This is a genomic window from Romboutsia sp. 13368, assembly GCF_018336475.1.
In the GTDB taxonomy this organism is placed as follows: Bacteria; Bacillota; Clostridia; order Peptostreptococcales; family Peptostreptococcaceae; genus Romboutsia.
In genome coordinates, this window is sequence record NZ_CP048741.1 from 1,032,921 (window position 1) to 1,033,342 (window position 422).

Consider the following 422-nt stretch of genomic DNA (forward strand, 5'->3'; position numbering starts at 1 on the left):
TGGAAATGAATACAAGAATCCAAGTTGAACATCCAATAACTGAGATGATAACTAATATAGATATAGTTAAAGAGCAGTTAAAAATAGCATCTGGTATTAAATTGGATATTAAACAAGAAGATGTGAAATTATTAGGTCANNNAAGAYCCTGAAAATAATTTTAGACCATGTCCAGGTATAATAACAGAGTTATATGTTCCATCAGGATTAGGTGTAAGAGTAGATAGTGCTATTTATTGTGGATATGAAATACCACCATATTATGACTCTATGATAGGGAAGTTAATTACTTTTGGAGAAAGTAGAGAAAATGCAATAATAAAGATGAAAAGAGCTTTAGATGAATTTGCAATAGGTGGAGTAACAACTAATATAGATTTTCAATATGAAATACTTGAACATAAAGATTTTATAAATGGAAA

The 422-nt window shown here is 28.2% G+C and carries 1 protein-coding gene and 1 pseudogene; both read left to right on the top strand.

Features of this window, described 5'->3' with window-relative positions:
- Positions 1–44: 44 nt before the first annotated feature.
- On the top strand, positions 45–152 hold the full coding sequence (locus G3997_RS11605; RefSeq protein ID WP_334299849.1) for a hypothetical protein: 108 nt from the start codon (positions 45–47) through the stop codon (positions 150–152).
- Between the two features lie 28 nt (positions 153–180).
- Positions 181–422 (top strand): annotated as a pseudogene (locus G3997_RS11610) (acetyl-CoA carboxylase biotin carboxylase subunit); the annotation flags it as partial.